Source organism: Acinetobacter sp. YH16031 (assembly GCF_013417335.1).
Lineage (GTDB): Bacteria > Pseudomonadota > Gammaproteobacteria > Pseudomonadales > Moraxellaceae > Acinetobacter.
Genome location: NZ_VPED01000006.1, coordinates 64007 through 84553, shown reverse-complemented (window position 1 = coordinate 84553; position 20547 = coordinate 64007). Strand labels below are relative to the sequence as shown.

At 44.4% G+C, this 20547-nt stretch carries 14 protein-coding genes and 2 pseudogenes; 8 read left to right on the top strand and 8 right to left on the bottom strand.

What is annotated here, in order from left to right; translation table 11 throughout:
* Window positions 1–80 precede the first annotated feature (80 nt).
* From FTV31_RS04675 to gspF, 3 genes are all read right to left on the bottom strand, one after another.
* The gene (locus FTV31_RS04675; RefSeq protein ID WP_005232472.1) at window positions 81–416 is read right to left on the bottom strand and encodes a hypothetical protein; all 336 of its coding nucleotides are present in this window, start codon (window positions 414–416) and stop codon (window positions 81–83) included.
* Between the two features lie 284 nt (window positions 417–700).
* Window positions 701–1198: a type II secretion system major pseudopilin GspG gene (gene gspG, locus FTV31_RS04670; protein WP_005232473.1), complete on the bottom strand. Its 498-nt coding sequence runs from the start codon at window positions 1196–1198 to the stop codon at window positions 701–703.
* A gap of 70 nt (window positions 1199–1268) precedes the next feature.
* On the bottom strand, window positions 1269–2474 hold the full coding sequence (gspF, locus tag FTV31_RS04665; RefSeq protein WP_034705070.1) for a type II secretion system inner membrane protein GspF: 1206 nt from the start codon (window positions 2472–2474) through the stop codon (window positions 1269–1271).
* Between the two features lie 149 nt (window positions 2475–2623).
* Here gspF and FTV31_RS04660 point away from each other — a divergent pair, with 149 nt between their 5' ends.
* From FTV31_RS04660 to FTV31_RS04625, 8 genes are all read left to right on the top strand, one after another.
* On the top strand, window positions 2624–4846 hold the full coding sequence (locus FTV31_RS04660) for a primosomal protein N' (RefSeq protein WP_180013310.1): 2223 nt from the start codon (window positions 2624–2626) through the stop codon (window positions 4844–4846).
* A 74-nt stretch (window positions 4847–4920) separates the two neighbouring features.
* Window positions 4921–6777, top strand: coding sequence for a cation:proton antiporter (locus FTV31_RS04655; RefSeq protein ID WP_180013308.1), 1857 nt, complete (start codon window positions 4921–4923; stop codon window positions 6775–6777).
* 50 nt (window positions 6778–6827) lie between these two features.
* The gene (hslO, locus tag FTV31_RS04650) at window positions 6828–7703 is read left to right on the top strand and encodes an Hsp33 family molecular chaperone HslO (RefSeq protein ID WP_004781734.1); all 876 of its coding nucleotides are present in this window, start codon (window positions 6828–6830) and stop codon (window positions 7701–7703) included.
* Between the two features lie 216 nt (window positions 7704–7919).
* Window positions 7920–8369 (top strand): DUF2147 domain-containing protein, encoded by a 450-nt coding sequence (locus tag FTV31_RS04645; RefSeq protein WP_180013306.1) that lies wholly within the window; start codon window positions 7920–7922, stop codon window positions 8367–8369.
* Between the two features lie 277 nt (window positions 8370–8646).
* On the top strand, window positions 8647–9108 hold the full coding sequence (locus tag FTV31_RS04640) for a DUF2147 domain-containing protein (protein ID WP_180013364.1): 462 nt from the start codon (window positions 8647–8649) through the stop codon (window positions 9106–9108).
* A 187-nt stretch (window positions 9109–9295) separates the two neighbouring features.
* Window positions 9296–9757 carry a DUF2147 domain-containing protein gene (locus tag FTV31_RS04635; RefSeq protein ID WP_179991984.1) on the top strand — a complete coding sequence of 154 codons (462 nt, stop codon included), beginning with the start codon at window positions 9296–9298 and terminating at the stop codon, window positions 9755–9757.
* 520 nt (window positions 9758–10277) lie between these two features.
* The gene (locus tag FTV31_RS04630; RefSeq protein WP_004781729.1) at window positions 10278–10607 is read left to right on the top strand and encodes a chaperone modulator CbpM; all 330 of its coding nucleotides are present in this window, start codon (window positions 10278–10280) and stop codon (window positions 10605–10607) included.
* A 93-nt stretch (window positions 10608–10700) separates the two neighbouring features.
* On the top strand, window positions 10701–10964 hold the full coding sequence (locus FTV31_RS04625; protein WP_004781728.1) for a YdcH family protein: 264 nt from the start codon (window positions 10701–10703) through the stop codon (window positions 10962–10964).
* A gap of 161 nt (window positions 10965–11125) precedes the next feature.
* Here FTV31_RS04625 and pnp read toward each other — a convergent pair whose 3' ends face one another.
* From pnp to FTV31_RS17550, 5 genes and pseudogenes are all read right to left on the bottom strand, one after another.
* Window positions 11126–13213, bottom strand: coding sequence for a polyribonucleotide nucleotidyltransferase (gene pnp / locus FTV31_RS04620; RefSeq protein ID WP_171505581.1), 2088 nt, complete (start codon window positions 13211–13213; stop codon window positions 11126–11128).
* Window positions 13214–13462: 249 nt separating this feature from the next.
* A complete protein-coding gene (gene rpsO, locus FTV31_RS04615; protein WP_004637724.1) occupies window positions 13463–13732 on the bottom strand; it encodes a 30S ribosomal protein S15 in 270 nt (89 codons plus the stop codon).
* An 894-nt stretch (window positions 13733–14626) separates the two neighbouring features.
* Window positions 14627–16399 (bottom strand): exodeoxyribonuclease V subunit alpha, encoded by a 1773-nt coding sequence (recD, locus tag FTV31_RS04610; protein WP_373686975.1) that lies wholly within the window; start codon window positions 16397–16399, stop codon window positions 14627–14629.
* A 71-nt stretch (window positions 16400–16470) separates the two neighbouring features.
* A pseudogene (locus tag FTV31_RS17555) lies at window positions 16471–17070 on the bottom strand (PD-(D/E)XK nuclease family protein); the annotation flags it as partial.
* 1002 nt (window positions 17071–18072) lie between these two features.
* A pseudogene (locus FTV31_RS17550) lies at window positions 18073–20535 on the bottom strand (UvrD-helicase domain-containing protein); the annotation flags it as partial.
* Window positions 20536–20547 lie beyond the last annotated feature (12 nt).

The following is a 20547-nucleotide window of genomic DNA, read 5'->3' as shown; positions in this document are numbered from 1 at the left end:
CCCTCCCGGCCTCCCTTTTAAAAAGGGAGGAGATATAAAAAAACCGAGGTTCATGCCTCGGTTTTTTTATCTACATGTTATTAAAACTGGATCACCAGATAAGACAACATGCTCGCCAGTGACAACATTGGAATATAGCGATAGATCTGAACAATACCATTTTCAAATGCAGAGGCCTGTTCCTGTTCAAACTGTACGACCGATGCTTTTAATGCTGACCAGAAGCATAGTACGAATAAGGTACTCATCATGCTAATGGCAAAGAAACCGACCATAATCTGGCTGCTGCCTTCAGTGGTCTGCCATAAATGCAAAATTCCCTGACTGGCTGGAAGAATGCTTAAAACCAAAAGAACAGATTTCAGCATCGACCAATGAAACTGGTTTATTTCATCCGACAATATTAATGCTTTCATACCATTCTCCTTTGGCTAAAAAAGGGCCATTAAGAATATTATGAGCTATTTTTTGTAAATAGAAAGTCTATATTTATTCACATTTTACGATAATTGTAATAGATAAATATGGGAATAATTCTTATTATAACTATCAAATCACCAATATTATAATAATATTATTAAATTCAATTTCTTATATTATATTTTATGATTGAGAGTTATTATCACTTCACCTAATATTGAAACAACCAATCAAGTGAAGTGATATATTCAATAACCTACTAATTTATAATAATTATCAGTTAAGGTTGGTAATAAATATCAGCATCAGTTCCTTCCCCACCTGCCTGTCCATCGGCACCAAAAGAGTACAAATCAAAAGCACGACCATTGGTTCCTGGAATCACGTATTGCAGGTCATTATCCCAGCTGTCTTTTGGGTAACCTCCTTTCACATAGCCACCTGGCAACCAGTTCTTCGCTGTTGCTGGCTGATTTACCAGTGCATCCAGACCACCTTCTTGCATGCTTGGATATTTGCCATTGTCCAGCTTATATTGATCCAGTGAACCCGCAATACTCTGCAATTTGATGACTGTGGTATCCACTTTAGCCTTTTCACCGCGTCCCATTACATTTGGAACAATTAGGGCCGCAAGCACACCGAGAATAACAATAACCACCATTACTTCAATCAGGGTAAAACCTGAGGCACGATGTGCACGTAACTGGCTCACACGTACGGTAGGTTCAACAGCTGTAGTTGAAGGGTCTATGGCTTGATTTGGATTCCTTTTCATTCAATATCTCTCATTCATCTTTAGAAAGTTTCAGGCACTTTCAATTCTTCGTAGACGTTACACATGTTATTTAAATCATATTATTCATATTGACAATTGGCAGCATCACCGCGATCACAATTACCAGCACAATACTGGCCATGAGTACCAGCATCAGCGGTTCCAGAAGCGCGAGTAATGTCGAAATCAGCGTGGTCACTTCCCGATCCTGCATGGTCGATGCCCGTTCCAGCATACGATCCAGCTCCCCCGAGGCTTCACCACTTTTGATCATTTGTACCATCATCGGGGGGAAATAACCACTACGTTCCAGCTGGGTAGCTAGGTTCCCGCCTTCAGTCACTTTTTCAGCAGCCAGATTAACCGAATCCCGGATTACCCAGTTATTACTTACCGCTGCCCCAATGCGTAAGGCATCTACCAGAGGCACACCGGACTGAGTCAGTATCGATAAGGTACTGGCAAAACGGGCAGCATTAATACCACGTGATAATTTTCCGAATAAAGGTAGTTTCAGAGTCAGACGATCAAAAGCATAATGCCCAGCTGTTGTTCTTAAAAAACGTACCAGCAGAAAAATACCTACCGCACTGCCTATCAGCAAAAATGGCCAGGCGATCCGGATAAAATCGCTGGCTTTCATTAAAGTCACTGTAATCCACGGCAAAGCATCTTTGCTTTGATCAAAGGTCTTGACGATATCCGGTACCACATAGGTCATCAGACCCATCACAATCGCAAAAGACATCAAGAGCAAAATAATCGGATAGATCATCGCCCCTTGAATCTTTTTCTGCATGGCAAAACGGTTTTCGGTATAGTCGGCTAATTGATCCAAGATCAGGTCCAAGTGGCCAGAACGTTCACCGGCCGCAATAGTAGCAATATACAGTTCCGGAAAACGTCCAGACTGTTGTAGTGCCTGAGCCAGGCTATGCCCTTCCAGCACCTTGGAGCGTACTGACATCAGCAGATTTTGCACATGAACTTTTTCGCTCTGCTTGCCGACGGCGCGAATGGCTTCTTCTAGCGGAATTGCGGCAGCGACCAGTACCGAGAGTTGCCGGGTCATAAGGGCCAGATCATAGGCAGTGATGCTTTTTTCAAACCATTTGCGACGGTAGTGCTGGTCTTTTTTCTCAACCGGATCTACAGAGACCGGAATCAGCGCCTGATCCCGAAGCTGTTGCCGGATTTGTCGTGCTGAATCCCCCTCAAGCACGCCTTTTTGCTGCTTCCCTGAAGCGTCAAGCGCAGTAAACTGATATGCAGGCATTGTAATGCTCTAATTTTCCAAAATTTTGCTTAACGCTGTTGCGTCAGACCATCAAAATCATTCATATTCTTCAATATAAATTATCTGCTCACTCTAACATAACTGAACTTTGAGCACGACGAAATTTCATCAGGACCCACTCTGTTACTATGCCAAATTCTGTTCCCGTTACTGCCCCTATTTATCGTGTTCGTGTTGCAGTGCCGGTGCATCTGTTTGACTGTTTTGACTATAGCTTGAGTCAGGAACAATATCAGCAGGCAGAAGTGGGTGCCCGAGTCGCGGTTTCTTTTGGCCGGCAAAATCTGGTCGGCGTGATTACTGAAAAATTACCGCTAGATGCTCCGATTGATCCCAGTTTCAAACTGAAAGCAATTACCGAGCTTTTAGATGACCGTGCCATTATCAATTCCCAGGTTTTAAGTGTATTGACCTGGTCAGCACAGTATTACCAGTTTCCTATCGGGGAAGTGATCCAGACTGCCTTGCCGACCTTATTGCGTCAGGGCAAACCTTATAACCTGCTGGCCCGAAACTGGAAATTGCTGGATCATGAGGCTGAAGCCAAGGTTCGCCGTTCCGAGAGGCAACAGGAAGCCTATCGGATTCTAAAACTACATCCGGTGGGAACAACTGAGAATCTCTTAAATCTGGCCGGAATAGAAACAGCGACTTTAAAAGCGCTCGAAAAAAAAGGAATTTGCGAATGTGTCCTGGAAGCACAGGATTTTAGCCCGCAACCTGTACAACTGGCCCAGATGCCATTAACGGCCAATCCGGAACAAAAGCATGCGATTCAGCAAGTGCTGAAATACCGCAAGCAATATCAGGCCTTTTTACTCGATGGCCTGACTGGCAGCGGTAAAACTGAAGTCTATCTTCAGATCATGGAACAGGTACTGAAACAGGGCAAGCAGGTACTGGTACTGGTGCCTGAAATCGGACTGACGCCACAAACCATTAGCCGCTTTCAGTCCCGTTTCCATTGTCATATTGCCTTGCTTCACTCTGGCCTGAATGACAGTAAACGCTTACAAGCCTGGCAAGCCGCTGAAACCGGTAAAGCTTCCATTGTGCTTGGCACCCGTTCTGCGATTTATACACCGATGCCGAATCTGGGCCTGATCATTCTGGATGAAGAGCATGACCTGTCTTTTAAACAGCAGGAAGGCTTTCGCTATCATGCCCGTGATGTGGCATTGTACCGGGGACATTTACAGCAATGTCCAGTACTCTTGGGTTCGGCAACACCCAGCATTGACAGTTATGCACTGGTGCAGCAAGGTAAAATGCAGGTACTGGAACTGAATCAACGCGCGGGTACAGCGCTAATGCCGAAAATCCATATTCTGGATTTAAAAGTAGCACCAAAGCAGCATGGCATCAGCCTGCATCTAATTGAAGAAATCAAAAAGCGCCTGGCTAAAAAAGAACAGGTACTCATTTTCCTGAATCGTCGTGGTTATGCGCCCGTACTGATTTGTGGCAGTTGTGGTTGGCAGGCGCAGTGTCCGAATTGTGATGCCAATTTCACTGTGCACCGGCAACCTTATCAGCATCTGCATTGTCATCACTGTGGCACCATTCATCGTATGCCTGAACAATGCCCGCAATGTCAGCATCAGGAGCTGGCCACTTTAGGCATGGGCACTGGAAAAGTTGAAGAACATCTGAATGAGCTTTTTCCAGATTCTGAAGTGATCCGGGTCGATCGCGACTCGACCAGCCGGGTGGGTAGTTGGCAAAAGATCTATGACAAGGTCCAGAAAAGTGAGCCTGCGATTCTGCTCGGCACGCAGATGCTGGCCAAAGGCCATCATTTTCCTTATGTCACGCTGGTTGCAATTTTGGATATCGATTCTGGTCTGCTCAGTGTCGATTTCCGGGCCACAGAACGTACAGCACAATTGATCGTACAGGTCGCAGGTCGTGCAGGACGTGGGGAACATAAAGGGGATGTATATTTACAGACCCTAAGACCTGATCATGCGCTGCTGAATACCTTAGTCACTGAAAATTACCGCGCCTTTGCCAAGCAGACTTTGACCGAACGGCAAATCGCCCAGATGCCTCCTTTTCGTTATGCCGTGCTGATTCGCTGTGAATCCAAAGATCAGGCACAAAATACCGAATTCTTACAGAAACATGCTGCCCTGCTCAGGCAATATCCCGATCTGGTGCTGGACATCTGGGGTCCCATTCCTGCCCCGATGGAACGCAAGGCCGGACGCTATCAATCTCATATGGTGCTATTGTCCGCAGACCGTGCCCGTTTGCATTATTATGTCCGTAGCTGGTGGCAAAACCTGTTACAGGATAAGCCATCCAATATGAAGCTGACACTGGATATTGATCCACAAGAACTCAGCTAAAAATATTGAACCCAACTTCATTTGATAAAGGCTCAACTTTAAGACTGGATGAAAATAAAATTTAAGGCGGAAAAATGTCGATACTGTTACAAATAGCGCTGGTTCTGGCGATTGCACTGTTCATGGTGCCACTGAGCCATAAACTCAGACTGCCAACAGTGCTGGGCTATTTACTGACAGGTTTAATCATTGGGTCGAGTGCCTTAGCGCTGATCTCTGCTCCTGAGGTGATGCAGACTTTTATTCAAATCAGCCTGTTGGCCCTAATGTTCTGGATTGGCCTACAACTCAGACCACAACGAATTCTTCAGCTTGGGCAATCCCTGTGGTTTATGGCCATTTTACAGGTACTGAGCACTGCCCTGATTTTGAGCCTGCTGGCCTGGTTCTTTCTCGATCAGCATCTGGTTTCCAGCATTGTCATCGGACTGGCCGGCAGCCTTTCTGCCATGACGTTAGTCACCCAGTTCCTGAACAATCAGCAACAACTGGCGACCAGTTATGGTCAATCCGCTTATGCCAACACCCTGATTCATGCACTGATTGCAATTCCTGTCATTGCAGCGATTCCGCTCTTTGCAGGCATCAGTTCAACAGAACATGGCGTAGCTTATTTTGCTGCCATGATGGCTACCTTTACCGGTTTATTCCTCTGTAATCGCTATTTCATGCAACCGCTCTATCGCTGGATTGCCAAAAGTGGTCGTCATGAATTGCATAGCATTGTTGCCATTGTCATTTTCCTGGGCTTACTAGTCCTGATGGATACGCTGGGACTGAATCTGTACCTGGCAGCATTATTTTCCGGTATGTTACTGGCAGATTCTGATTTCCGGATTTCGATTGAAAAGAGTCTGCAGCCTTTTAGCGGTTTATTGATTGGGTTGGCTTTTATCAGTCTGGGCATGTCATTGCAGTTTGCCGATGTGCTGACGCAACCCGTATTGATTATTGCCGGAACACTTTCGCTGATCCTGATTAAATTTGCGATTACCTTAGGATTGGCACGTTATTATCAGCATAGTTGGCGCAACAGTACGCTACTGGCCGCCAGTGTGGCACAAAGTGGTGAGTTCGCTTTTCTGGCACTCATCATTGCGCTTTCGCAGCAGATCGTTACTCCAGCCCTGCTCTCCCCATTGATGTGGATGGCAAGTTTATCCATGCTACTCACACCGGCATTTTACTGGTTATTGCATAACCAGATTCTGCCACGACTGGATCGGCAAAATCATTTGGCAGCGACCTTTGACATTGAAAGCCTTCCACCAAATACCGCACCAATTTTATTAATCGGTTTTGGCCGTTTTGGCCAGATCATTGCCCGTATTTTGCTACAACAGCAGCAAAAATTCAGTGTAATGGACAGCAATATCGAAGCAACTGAATTGCTGACCTCTTACGGTATTACCTTCTATCAGGCCAATGCGACTGAGCCAGAGGCTTTAGCTCAGGCACATCTGGATACGGTTCAGCATGTGATTGTCGCCATTGATGATATTGAAGATTCACTGCTGACCGTCCGACATCTGCGCTTAAATTATCCTGACATGTCTTTATGGGTACGGGCACGTAACCGGCATCATGTCTATCTACTTCAGGAGCTGGGCGTGGAAAAAATCTGGCGAGAAACCTATGCTTCTGCACTAGAACTAAGTCAGTGTTTGCTAGTTCAGCTGAGCGGACTGTCTGAAGAACAGGCGCAACAAAAGATCCATGAGTTTCATACTCATGATCAGAAACTGCTCAATCGTCAATTTCATCCGGATACGGAGAGTCCGTTTAATTTCGCAGGCTCAAGGAATACACTGGCAGAACTGGAGCATCTTCTTGCTCAGGATCAGCTAAAAAAAGCACCAGAACAGGATACGGACACGCAACAGGACAACAACGCTTCAGGAATTGATGCCATAAGAGATGATCTGGCATAACTTGTGTTTTACAATAATGCCACCATTAAAGCAGGGTTATGGAGAATTTTATGTCTGATTTACGCCAACGCTTTTTTATTGAAGATAGCCCTGTTCGTGGTGAAGTGGTGCATCTTGAAGAAGCTTTACAAACAATTTTGGCCCAGCGTGACTATGCGCCTGCAGTAAAAATCCTATTAGGTGAAATGCTGAGCGCCACTGCACTATTGGCCAGCACCCTGAAAATTAAAGGGCGTATCAGCCTACAAATTCAGGCTTCAGGCACATTTAAATGGGCAATGGCTGAATGTAACCATCGCGGTGAAGTACGTGCACTGGCGGATTACGAAGAAGATCCACACTTTCAGGCAGCAGAAGATAGCAGCACAGTTTTAAAATCACTGACTAATCCAGTGCTGTTTATCAATATCGAGCCTGAATTTGGTGAACGTTATCAGGGTATTGTTCCGCTTGATCAGGAAAATTTGGCTGGCTGTCTGATGCAATATTATGACCTGTCTGCCCAGATTCCGACACGTATCGTGCTGGCCAGTGACAACAATCGTGCAGGCGGTTTACTGATTCAACTGCTACCGCGTAACAGTGAAGAAGAACAACGCCGTGTCGATGAAGACTTATGGCCACGTTTGACCATGCTGACTGAAACATTAAAAACAGAAGAACTGGTCACTCTGGAGGCCAATGAAATTCTCTATCGTTTATATAACGAAGAAGAAGTGCGCTTACCAGAAGTAGAACATTTGCAGTTTGGCTGTACCTGTTCTAAAGAACGTTGTGCGATTGCCTTACAGCAGATTGGTGTAGAATCGGTTCGTGAAACTTTAGAATTCCAGAATCCAATTGAAATGGACTGTCAGTTCTGTAATAGCCGTTATATTTTTACGGCTGAAGAAGCTTTGAGCCTGTTTGGTGAACACCTCAGTTAATAACAGCCCCTGCTCGACTCAAAAAAAGCACTCAATATTGAGTGCTTTTTTCATTTTATATTTTCATAAAATATTGACCAAAATTCCTCATAAAAAAAGATAAATGTACTTAATTTCAAGCTTGCCTCATGATTAAAATTTGCACACCGATAGAATCAGAAGATCAACGGTATTTTCAAAGTAAAAAAATCAAAAAAAATAAGTGGAAGATTTTAAATGAAATTTCGATATTTAATGGGTGTGATGTTATGTGCTGCGCAGAGCTTCAGCTATGCAGTCGAAATCACGGGGACATGGAAAGCCATTGATGACAAAACGGGCTATGCACGTGCTGATGTTGAAATCAGTAAACTCAATGATGGTACTTATCAGGGTAAAGTTATTCGTATCCATGCCATTCCAAATCGTCCTGCACATACCCATTGCTCTAAATGTAAGGGGGCACTGAAAGACGTACCTATTCTGGGTCTCTCTGTCTTATCAGGTCTAAAACCAAATCCAGAAAAGAAAAATGAATTCGTTAATGGTTCAATTCTCGATCCACTAACCGGCAATGTCTATAAAAGCAAGGCAACGCTGAATTCCCGAGGCAATGTGCTGACGCTTCGTGGCTATGTAGGTACACCCATGCTCGGACGAACAGTATCCTGGGTGAAAGTCGAATAAATCTCATTTTTTATAAATTCTCATCTGCAAGCTGTCTGGCCAGATCAAAGGCTTGGACAGCTTAAAATCATTATCTTTATCCCATTCCTTATCACGTAAATACTTACTCATTCTCATCATGCTGAATGAACGTAATTTTTAACTCATATTCATTTTTCTTAATTTAATGTGATTATTGACTGGTATTTAGTGTATTTTTCACGCTATATTAATCCCATAATTTTTTTATGCCTTTAAGAAGTTAAATATATTTTCAATAGCATGGGGTAATGTGGCAATGAGATTCAAACTGCTTTGTTCTATCATTCTTACAGCAGCAAGCACCATCAGTCTATCTGCTTTCGCCAACAGTGACCCATTACTTGGCCACTGGAAAACCATTGATGACCGTACTGGTTATTCCCTGGCAGATGTGGTGATTAGTAAGGATGCTCAGGATCGCTATATTGCCAAAATTGTGCATGTTCGTGAGATTCCAGGGGCAGCTCGACAGCAGACTTGCACCCTATGCAAAGGCGCATTGAAGGATCAGCCGCTCATTGGACTGACGATGCTTAAGGGACTGAGTAGTCATCCCGAGCATAGCAATGAATTTATTAACGGCACTCTGCTCGACCCGGTTTCTGGACAGCTTTATCAGGCCCGTGCCCGCCTGAAAAATAATGGCAGGCATCTTACCATTCATAGTCGTGCTGAAGGTGCACCGGTCGGACGCAATATGACCTGGATTAAAAACTAGTTTCGAATTCAGATTATTAAGAAAAGCTCCTTAGGAGCTTTTTTATTTTAGGTCATGTGATAATTCACATGAATCTATTAATCTTATGCCAATCTCATCACACTTTGTGCTATTGATTTTGTTACATTTTATGAATAAATTAGAGTAATAAATCTAATACGAATAATCATTGATCAACAGGCATGTTATGAAGAAAATTTTAAGTCGCTTAATGATGGGGATCACATTGGCAACAGCAGCAGGTTTAAGCTTTGCTTCTGAAGATCCACTACTGGGGAAATGGAAGACTATCGATGATCAATCCGGTTATTCTCGTGCTGATGTCGAAATCCGTAAAAAACCAGATGGCAGCTATGAGGGAATTATCGTAGAAACCCGTAGCCTGCCAGGTGCAGAAAAACTGGGAATCTGTAGCAAATGTCCAGGACAGCTTAAGAATAAACCATTTATTGGCTTGCCATTTATCTGGGATTTTAAGGCAGACCCCAAAAAACCTCACGAATTCCATGATGGCAAGATACTTGATCCAATCAGCGGTAAAGTTTACAAAGGTAAAGCACGTTTAAGCGCCAATGGCAAACGCCTGACCCTGCGTGGTTATGTAGGCGTTTCGGTTATCGGACGCAGTGTTACCTGGATAAAATACTAATTTTTGTCAGTTTTCCATGCCCCTGTTTCAGGGGCTTTTTTAATGGTTATGATTTGAAACAATTAAGTACAAATAAAAACTGTTTCCCTTAGCCCAAACTCATAATAATGAATTGAAGACGGTTATTTTTTATTCACACAATGATCTATCTTCAGCTGCAATTCAATCTGCTACGGACTCTGGAACCTCTGGAACGGAGTATCCATGCAACAAGTATTCCTCAATTGATAGGCATGGGTAAATGTGTGTTGCAAACAGCGGATGGTTTGCAAATGACAGATAAAACTATAAAAACAGATGCCCGCCTAGATCTTTGTTTCCCTGCTCAGACTGAGCTGTTCAGGTTCAAGCAGGATTTCCACAGGATAGGAGTTCCTCTTCTAGGCAGGGTGCTGGTTCAACTAGCATCCCATACCGTTAGGGCACAGCGCAGCGGCCATAAAATATTATGGCATTCCCCTACTTCAGGACGACCTTCCTTTCTGAATGTCTCAAGCCTGGCTGTTTAAGGAGTAGAGCTATGACTACAATTCAATATAGAGAAAACTTTTCCAACGGTTATATCCCCTCTGAAATCATGGATGATCGTACCTTTGATTTGTTCCACTTTTCTGAAGCATGTGGCCAAAGTCCGGAATGGGTGATGCAACTCATTGAACATGGAATTTTGCCGAACCGTTCTAAAACGCATCCTGGTACCTTCCTCGGGGAAGATATTACTCGAGCACAACGGGCTTACCGTTTGCAGCGTGATTTTGATGCTTCCTTTAGTGCCGTTGCCATGATGCTGGATCTCATTGATGAAGTGCAGGAATTACGTCGCGAGGTGAAACATCTGCATTTCAAGTAATGCCTTTTAATGTCCGGTCTGCTTGAGTTAGATCAATGCGGACTAGGGCATATTTTGCTTTTTTCTTTTATTTTTTGAGTGATAAATATCCCTATGAAAACCAAAGACTGCAATAAAAAGATCAAATATATGTTCCCAGAATACCGTGATTTAATTGTGCAATTACGTGAGGAAAATCCGTACTTTGCCCGACTGTTTGAGGAACATAGTGAATTGGACAAACAGATTAGTCAGCTTGAACTCGATCCAGTCAATCATATCAATGATGATATCGATGCGATTAAACGCAAAAAACTAAAACTGAAAGACGAGATTTATCGCATGCTGAAAAACTCTGAAGCCGATCCGCTTACCTAAATGAGAACAGCTTTCTCAACCAAGAATGTTTCAATATAAGGTTTAATCATCCGTTTTATCTACAATGTGATTATTAAATGATTTCGGTTCTTAAATAAAGAATCTGTCCAAATAAAAAAGCCCGCATGATGCAGGCTTTTTCAGACTTAAAAGTAATCGAATTATGCTTGTTCGATGTCTTTCATGGTCAATTTAATACGACCACGGTTGTCAACGTCAGCAACTTGTACTTTCACTTCCTGACCTTCTTTCAATACGTCAGCCACGTTGGCAATACGTTCGTTAGAGATTTGAGAAATATGAAGCAGACCGTCAGTACCTGGCAGGATGTTCACGAATGCACCGAATTCAACGATACGAATCACTTTACCTGTGTAGATTGTGCCTGGCTCAACTTCAGCAGTCAGTGCCTGGATTTTTGCAATCGCAGCCTGTGCAGCAGCTTTAGTTTCACCAAATACGCGTACTGTACCGTTATCTTCGATGTCAATCGCAGCTTTAGTTTCTTCAGTGATTTGACGGATAGTCGCACCACCTTTACCAATCACGTCACGGATCTTGTCAGGGTTGATGTTGATCACTTGGAAAGTCGGCGCGTGCATAGAGATTTCTGGACGAGCACGTGAAATCACTTGATTCATTGCGTTCAGAATGTGCATACGACCTGCATAAGCCTGGTTCAATGCAACTTCCATGATCTCTTCAGTAATACCTTCGATCTTGATGTCCATTTGCAGCGCAGTAATACCGTTGGCAGAACCCGCTACTTTAAAGTCCATATCACCAAGATGGTCTTCGTCACCCAGGATGTCAGAAAGAACTGCGAAACGTTCGCCTTCTTTCACCAGACCCATTGCGATACCCGCAACTGGTGCTTTAAGTGGAACACCGGCATCCATCAATGATAGAGAAGCACCACATACAGACGCCATTGAAGATGAACCATTAGATTCAGTGATGTCAGATACGATACGGATCACGTACGGGAAGCGGTCAGCTGCTGGAAGCACAGCTTGAACACCACGACGAGCCAGACGACCATGACCGATTTCACGACGTTTAGGACCAGACTCACGACCTGTTTCACCTACAGAATATGCAGGGAAGTTGTAGTGAAGCATGAAGTTATCAGTTTTAGTACCGGCCAGGGTATCTACCATCAACGCATCACGAGTATTACCCAGAGTAGTAGTTACCAATGCCTGAGTTTCACCACGTGTGAATAATGCAGAACCGTGAGCGCGGTCTAATACGCCAACCTGTACATCAAGGGCACGAACAGTTTTAGTATCACGACCATCAATACGTGGTTTACCAGACAGGATGTTGTCACGTACGGTACGGTATTTAAGATCTTCAAATAATTCGTTTACGTCATCAGCAAGACCTGTTTCGTCGCCTTCTGGAACGAACTGAGCGAGTGCTTCTGCTTGAAGTGCATCAAGTGCTGCATAACGGTCTTGTTTCACCGCAATGGTATATGCTTCAGAGATTTTCGCTTCGAATGCTTCTTTCAGTTTTGCACGAAGGTCTTCGTTTTTCTCAGGAGCCACCCAAGTTGATTCTTTCGCACCAGCTGCAGTCGCGAATTCTTTGATTGCTTGGATCGCGATTTGCATTTCATCATGACCGAACAATACTGCACCCAGCATTTGGTCTTCTGAAAGTTCTTTCGCTTCTGATTCAACCATCAGTACTGCAGATTCTGTACCTGCAACCACAAGGTCAAGATCACTTTCTTTCAATTGTTCAAAGCTTGGATTTAGAACGTATTCACCGTTGATCAGACCCACACGTGCCGCACCGATTGGACCACGGAATGGTGTACCTGCAATCGCAAGTGCTGCAGAAGTACCCAGCATTGCTGCAATGTCAGCTTCCATAGTCTTGTCAGAAGATACAACAGTCGCAGTCACCTGGATTTCGTTATAGTAACCTTCTGGGAACAATGGACGGATTGGACGGTCGATCAGACGTGAAATCAGCGTTTCAGCTTCAGATGCACGGCCTTCACGTTTACCGTAACCACCAGGAATACGGCCAGCTGCGTATTGTTTTTCTTGATAGTTAACAGTCAGTGGGAAAAAGTCTTGACCTGCTTTAGCAGTTGGTTGAGCAACAACAGCAACTAATACAGTTACGCCGCCCATAGTAATCAATACAGTATTGGCTTGACGCGCAACACGACCTGTTTCTAGGACAACCTGATGTTGGCCAAATTGGAATTCTTTACGAACAATATTAAACATCGACATGTTTTATTTTTTCCTGATTTTATTCTAGTGGAGACCCCTAAGGTTTGGCATTCACATCCATATGGACGGGTAAATGACAAAGCTTAGAAGCCGACCTCACCAGAAATAAACACTATTTTTAAACACAAAGAAGGAGCGAACATTCGCCCCTTCCCCTGATCTAGCCAAAGGCTAAACCGACTTTAGTTTTCAGCAATAAAGCACAAGGCATGCAATAAACCCGAAAATAAAGTTTAAATCGAATTAACGACGTAAACCTAAAGCACCGATCAATGCAACATAACGACCATGGTCTTTACCATTTAGGTAGTCAAGAAGCTTACGACGTTGGTTAACCATACGGATCAGACCGCGACGGCTATGGTGGTCGTGTTTGTGCTCTTTGAAGTGACCTTGTAAGTCATTGATTTGAGCAGTTAAAAGAGCTACTTGAACTTCTGGTGAACCAGTGTCGTTTTCAGCGCGAGCGAATTTAGCAATGATCTCTGCGCGATCTGCGTTTGTTAAAGCCATTCGATTTCTCCGAGATGCTTATATATCTTGATAAAAATCAAAGTAATGAGAATTCAATACATTGACTGCCGTGCATCACTACAGCAAGTTGCATATTTTAAGGGAAATTGCGTCAGATTGCAAAAATAGATCATGAATTTTAAGGATTTCGGCTGCCAGCGGTCTTTGCTTATTTACTGATATGAAGAAATCCCATATGGTTCAATTTACACATAATTTCAGGAATTAGACCTGATTTGGCTTACGAGTAGCTGTTTAGATAACTGCAGAAATTAACTGATCTTTTTATATTTAAAATATTTCTGGTAGAGCTTAGAAATAAATGATAAAAAAAAGCCCGAGTAAACTCGGGCTTTTTCGCGCTGTAGTTTCTTCTATTATCATTTTTTATTTATTGTTTTTTTTAGTGCGTTTTACGCTTTATTATTTTCAAATCTTCCTGACTAAAAATAACTTCCTTGTGTGGTATATTTTGCCATATTGTCGAAATGCTTATAGAGGCATTTATCCTCACTCGCTGTAAGCCATTGCGTACAAAATTATCATCGAAATTTGCAAAATATTACACTTATATATCTTTTAATTACGTTATTTACTTAAATTTACTTATTCTGCCAACTTTATTGAACTATAAGATTACGACAAAATTCCATTAACGGCAGATATAAAAAAGCCTTGTAGTCTCTCCCAAAACTACAAGGCTTAGCGGCTGTAAGTTTCCTCTTTCACTTACTTCACTGTAAGTTCGCTGTCTGGTGACATTCTTGTTCTTATTATGCGATTTATACCCAACTTTCCGTGTTGAGTTCTTTTGTGTGACCAATCTTCTCAAAAACCGAGTAAAAGCTCCATGCGCCAATTTCCTGAATCCATGTAAGCATTTACCTACAAAAGTTATTTATTTTTTGCCAATAAATTGTTGCATTGTTCAAGTATTTTTCCGCTTAAACCACTCTTTCGTGTGGTTCTGACACATAGCGCTTGTGTAAATGCATCACGATCTACCAGCAAGCTCACAACTTTTTTGGCCCGGGTAATCGCTGTATAAATCAGTTCCTTACTCAGTAAATTTTTAGCCTGTTGATCGAGTACTACAGCCGTATGAGTAAATTCTGAACCTTGCGATTTATGAATCGTCAAAGCAAATGCCGTTTCGATACTTTTTGGCAAGCGGGTCGCCAGTACCCATTTTTCCAGATTCGGGAAATACACTTCAAATTGTGACTGTCCTTGTTGTTCTCTCCAGAAACAGATTCCAATATCACCATTGGACAGACCCAGCTGATAATCATTATAAGTCATCATCACTGGTCGGCCGGTATACCAGTCGCCCTGTTTTAACTTGCCTACACTGGCCAGAAAACGCTGTTCAATCTGCTGATTGATTTTATTCAAACCCAGATCACCATGCCGGATTGCTGTAAGAATCCGGTAATGATCAAAGTACTGAATTGCCTGCTGCATATATTGCTCGAAACCAGCCTGATCTTGAGCCTGCTTGATCGCGTCCGCATAGGCCTGATAGCCATACATCAGTTGATCATAATATGGGTCTAACTGTAGACGTGTAGTTGGGTTTATTTCTGGCAGATATTGCAGTTGCAACTGGTCAATTTCCACCTGGTCCAGTGCAATTGCTTGCAGCTCACTCGCAGCAACCACTTGCTGTTCAAACTGGTTTAAAACTGATGCCGGAACATGCTCCTGCTGGATAAAGTGTGCCATTGCACCAATCCGGGCGCCTGAAGCAAAACGGCGCGTCGTGATTAAATTGACCCGGTTATCTGCCAGAACAGAAGTCTGCTGCAAGTCTGCCAGCACAGTGCCAACATCCACCGAGGCCAGTTGGTCTGCATCGCCTAACAGAATTAAGCGGGCTGAATCTGGCACTGCAGCAAGGAGCATCTGTGACAGGCTTAAGTCCAGCATGGATGCTTCATCGACCACGATCACATCATAAGGCAAAGGCTGCTTGGCATGAAACCGGGGGCGTCCCAACCGCCCCAAGCCCAGTAAGCGGTGCAAAGTAACAGGTTGAACCTGCTTTAAAGTCTCCAGCTCAAAAGCTTGTAATTTTTCACTATGTAAAGCTTTCTGCAAGGCTTCCTGCATCCGCTGCGCCGCTTTACCCGTCGGAGCGGCCATCGCAATTCGGATATTAGGCAAGGCTTCATGCAGTACAGCAATCATATGTGCCAAGGTATAGGTCTTACCGGTTCCTGGCCCACCGGTGATAATATTCAGCCCCTGCTTGGCGACCATTTCCAGCGCTTGCTTTTGCTGTGGATCTGTCAGGAGGTTACGATCACGCTCACTTAAATCAACCGGCGTGATGGCTTGTGACTTGATCCGGGCGATCTGGGTGGCGACCGCCTGCTCCAGCTGCCAGTAGCGGTATAAATACAATTGCTGGTTCTCAAAAATAAAAGGTGCAATACCCTGAGCCTGCTGACTCCGATCCAGCACCAGATGATGCAATAGAGTGGTTTGCTCGGCACTAGCCGGAATACAACTATTGCCCTCCTGCATCGCTTCAAGGAGCTGCTGAATCAGCAATTTTGCGGCAGCATCAAAGGTCGCCGAACTGAACGGTGGCTGACATAGATAGTCAATCCAGGCCATTAAATGGGCTGATTGCTGAGACACGTGAATTTGCTCATTTTCCACACAGTTATCCTCAAAGTTATCCACAGGATAATCTTCTGTTTAAACTCTTAAAATTTTATAAATCATTAAAATTATGCTGATTTTTTCTGCTCAAAATAGCCCAGAATTTCATCCAGTTTCAGAATAAATTCCAGACCTGGCTGCCAGTGATAAGCACCTTGTTCAGCCTGACCATTCATACCGCGCAAATACAGATAAGTTGCCCCACCCAGATGCTGCTGCATATCATACCCCTGCATGTTCACGCTTAGATAACGATGCAATGCCACCAGATATAAGGCCGCTTGCAGCCAGTAACTGGAGTGAGTCATACTCTGCTGGATGGCCTCGGCGGTGTAATGCTGCTGATCCGGCCCGAGAAAATTGCTTTTATAATCGGCAATATGATAGCGCTGGCCATCAAAATAAACCAAATCAATAGACCCGGTCAGATAGCGTGCTGATTTTGCCTCATTAAAATCAGGCATGAGGATATCATGCTCGGCAAACAGTTGCTGGATCTGACGAATCTGTAACGGCACATCGGTTAAAGACAGGTAAAACGGGAACTCGGACAGATACGCGCCTTGCTGCAACTGTTCCAGACTGAAGTTTTCCTGTAGGGGTGCAGCCAGAATTTCTTTGAGCCAGTCATGAACCCGATTGAGCAGAAGATCTTCAATCATCTCATCAATGAAATGATCGAATGCCTGCCGAAAAACGGCTTCTACATCCAGTTGCGCTGCTGTCTCAGCAGGCGTCATCTGCGCCATTTCCTGTTCGAAAAACTGGATAAAAGGTTCATCATCCAGTTCTGCAAAATAGCGCTGAAACTGCCCTAAGAAGTTCAACCATTCAGAGTGATCGAATGTTTGAGCTGAACGGAAAAACTGCTGCCATTCCTGACGATAAGCTTCACTCTGATCATGCAGACGAATTCCGGTCAGGATTTTATAATTCAGGCTGGAGAGTACTTTTTGCATACTTTGCTGCAATTTCTCCGGCTGCATTTGACCTTGACGAGCCACCTGACTGAACAGGGTCTGTAAATTCACACAGGCCGTCTGATAGCCCTGAGTAAATGCCTGCTGTAACAATGCACGAACATGAAAGGCCTGATGAAATTTCTCTTTCAGTTCCTGCCAGATTTGTGGTGCGGTATTTTTAAAACGGCGGCGGATTTCCAGATTCCAGTAACTGCGATCCTGAAAATCGATATGCTCAAAAATACTGTGCAAGAAGGTTCCGGCCACCGTGCCTTTAGGAAAATTCAGCTTGATCCAGTCCAGTGGTTGACTGGCTGCCTGCTGTTCCAGTTCTAGCAGATTCATTTCATCTGCAGCACTGTCTGGATGTTCAGAAGCGATGACCAGATCATCCTGCAATATTGCCTGATGCGGGAGATGCTGTGACAGTGCAGTAAAACTGGTTTTGGTCCGTGGATAGAACTGTCGCTCCGGTAAAGGATGAGCCTGCATCTGTAACGGTGCTTCTGTCTGTTTTGCCACAATTCTAGGCGGCTCAGAAGCCAGAGGTTGTTCCAGCAGACTTAGGGCATGCTGAAAGGCCGCCTCACCTTGTCCACGCCAGAATGCCAGACCTGAATCCGCTTGTCCGCTCTGGTCTTGCAGCATGGCATAAATCCGGTGACTGGCCCGGGTCAGTGCCACATACCAAAGCCGGTGATTTTCTGCGGCATTCCGGGCCGCATTTTGCAAAATCGCCTGCTCATGCAAGTCCTTATGATTAACTGCAATCACTCGGGATTGTTCCAGTACATTTTCCGCGGCTGACAGGGAAAAGTTCAGATTCCCTTTATTTACATCAAAAGGCGCATCGGCACCTAACAGGAACACCACTTTGAATTCCAGACCTTTGGAAGCATGGATAGTTAAGAGCTGTACCCCATGATCGCCAGAGAGTTTACGTTCTTTTTCGTTGTCCTTGCCTGAAGGTGATTGCAACTGACGCAGATACCAGTGATACAGCTTTTGAGCACCCTGATAATATTCACTTTGCTGGCACAGAATTTCGGTCAGGTGACGTAAATTCACCACTACCCGTTCATTGTCCAGACTCTGGCTCGCGACCAGATTGGTCCAGACCTGAAACAGGTTTAAGGCATAATTCCAGGCAGTCAGAAACCCTTTTTCAAACCACATTTCCCGGATGGCATCAAAGTCGGCAATATAACGGCTCAGACCTTCGCTCTGCTCTTGCAGTTCAATCAGCTTTTTCAGGTTAAAGCCCAATAACCGGGTCAATAAAGCGCGTTTGACTTTGGCCTCGTTGAAAGGTTCCATGATCGCGGTCAGAACAGCTGCAACATCCTGAGCCACCGGGCTGGCAAAGATGCTCTGCTTGGATTCCTTATAACAGGGAATCCCCATGCGTTGCAGACGCTGTTTAACCTGTTCCAGTGCATAATGGCCAAAACTGAGAACTGCAATATCATCCGCTTTTAAGTGCTGAACGTTGTCACCCTGCTGAAAATATAGCTGCTGCTGTTCAGACTGATTCAATAACTGGCGGATTTTCCAGACCACCTGATCCGCTTCAACATCCTGTTCACCGAGTTGAATCCAGCGCAGTGGATGCGGATTGCTCAGCGTTTTATCGATTAAATCCGGATGTGGCCGACTTCCCGCCTGAATCAGGGTGTAATGCACCTGTTCACCAAAATCCATCTGGCGTTGAAACAACGCGTCCACCACCTCGACTAAAGGTTTTACCGAGCGATGGTTCTGGATCAGAGTATATTCACGGCCCTGCTTTTGCCGCACGTCGGCACGCGCCTTGTTATAGGTCAGCATGTCGCCGCCACGAAAACCGTAAATCGCCTGTTTCGGATCGCCCACCATGATCATACAGCCGGCTTTGACCCGGTTCGGATCACGCCAGATTTTAGCCAGCAGATCATCCTGATCCTGATTGGTATCCTGAAACTCATCCACCAGAATCAGTGGATAACGCGCCTGTACAAACTGGGCAAAACGCTGGCCTTGCTGTCCCTTTAAAGCTTCAGCCAAGGTTCGAATCTGTTGGGAAAATGTGGTTTCGCCCTGTTTTTGCAGGGTTTGTGGCAGACGGTTCTGCACACTGCGAATAATATGATATTCAAGATAGGTGATCAGCTGCTTCAGCTGTGCATCCATCTTCTCTTTGACCTCGCACAATCCATCAATGGCCTGAATCAGGCTATGTTGCAGAATCTTCTGCTGCTCTGCTTCCGGACAGCTTTTGTTAAACACTTGTGTCGTCGGCTGAAAATCGGTTTTCTTACGGCGCAAATAACACAGATTCAATAAGATCGCATGCAGTTCTGGATCAAAAAAGCTCATCACACCTTTGGTTTTCAGTGCCGCCATCCAGGTCATAAAGTTTTCACAAACGTCACTTAATCTGGTGAAAAAACTCTTATGAAAATACTTCGGAGAATTCTGGCAATACTCCCGAATGATCTTAATTTCATGTTCATGCACATCGAATAAGCGCTGGATGCAGTGCTCTAGTTCAGTCAGATCCCATTCGACTTTTTCTACCTTCTGAAAGTATTGCACACGGAAATTTAGAGCATCACGAACCAGTCCGGTATAGTGTTCTACCGGTTTCAACAGGTTTTGCAGATATAGATAATTGATCATATATTGCGGCTGCTGCTGGATCCATTCTCGCAGCACGTCATGAATCAGCTGCTGGATATATAGGTCCTGATCTTCAGTCAGTTCGGCCCGTTCAATCTTGCCGCTTTCAAAGGCAAATTCACGCAATAATTTCTGGCTAAAGCTGTCCAGTGTTCCGACAAATAGCTCATCCAGCTGGTTCAGTACCAGACGCAGACGGCGCCGGGCATAATCCATGCGTGAGCCATAATCTTTTAATACCTGCTGAAATAGTGGATCCGATTCAGCCTGGATTTTGGCGGTGATTTCGACCGAATTCAGCTCCTGATGACGCTGAATGAAGGCTAGCGTTTCCTCGACTCTGAGACGTACCCGGTTTTTCAGTTCAGCTGTAGCTTTACGGGTAAAGGTTGTGGCAATGACCTGATGCGGATAATACTGATCCAGAAAAATCCGTACCATCAGGCTGGATAAAGTATAAGTTTTACCGGTCCCCGCCGAAGCTTCAATCCAGTGCAGGCCGCTAAAGCGCATGTCCTGAATCGG